Origin of the sequence: Acidiphilium sp. JA12-A1, assembly GCF_000724705.2 — a bacterium.
In the GTDB taxonomy this organism is placed as follows: Bacteria; Pseudomonadota; Alphaproteobacteria; order Acetobacterales; family Acetobacteraceae; genus Acidiphilium; species Acidiphilium multivorum.
Window position 1 is genome coordinate 1 of sequence record NZ_JFHO01000244.1, and the last position, 1025, is coordinate 1025.

1 protein-coding gene is annotated in these 1025 nt (G+C 60.5%); it reads left to right on the top strand.

Features of this window, described 5'->3' with window-relative positions; translation table 11 throughout:
- The coding region (locus tag RT91_RS22085) for a hypothetical protein (RefSeq protein WP_160321870.1) at positions 1-1025 on the top strand (1025 nt) is incomplete at both ends.

A 1025-nucleotide genomic window follows, 5' to 3' on the forward strand; every position in this document is an offset into this window, starting at 1 on the left:
AGCGACTTTTCCGGCTCTGGTGCTATTACGGCGGATAGCTTGGCAGGTAGTGTCTCAGGTTTCGCCAGCCTGCAGAATGGTGGCAACTCCATAAAGGTCATCACGAGTCTCAGCGCTGGCTCGTCGATTGATGTTGCTGACAGTCAGCCGCTCACTATTGCCGGCACGCTGAGTGTAGCGTCTGGCGGAAATATCGTTCTCAGCGCCAATGGAATGGATCTGGCCGGTGGAACGATCCTGGCGAATTCGGGCGCGGTGACGCTTGCTCCACTTGGCTTCGATACCATCGCCCTCGGTGGGACCTCGACTACGGCGCTCGATCTTTCAAATCAGCTCTTGAACGCCATCGGTGCGAATTCCCTTCAGATCGGCACTGTCCAGACCGGGCTGATCGAAAACGATGGCTCGATCAGTCTTTCAATCCCAAACATCCTGATGGATGCGGGCACTATCAACATCAACCAGCCGTTCCTTGCGCAACATAGCTCGTTGATTGTGCAGGCAGGTGGCGAATTCACCGGCAATGGTGGCATTACGGTAGCTGCCCTCGGTGCCGCCGCAAGCCTCGTCGCCCTTACCGGCAGCAACTCCATCACCACTCTCGGCAGCATCAGCGCCGCCGGCAGCTTCACCCTCGACGACAACGCGCCCCTCACCATCGCCGGCCCCTTCACCGCCACCAACGCAAGCATCACCAACACTGGTTCTCTCGACATCACCGGTTCCTTCAACGCCACCGACGCAAGCCTCGCCGCCTCGGACATCCGCATCAACGCCAATCTCGACGCCACGACCCTCAGCCTCGATGCCAACGGAGGCACCATCACCAATGCCGGCTCCGTCACCGGCTACGTCACCGCCTCGAACCTCGATGCCACCGCAAGCCTCGTCGCCCTGACCGGCAGCAACTCCATCACCACTCTCGGCAGCATCAGCGCCGGCAGCTTCACCCTCGACGACAACGCCCCCCTCACCATCGCCGGGTCCTTCAACGCCACCAGCGCAAGCATCACCAACACCGGTTC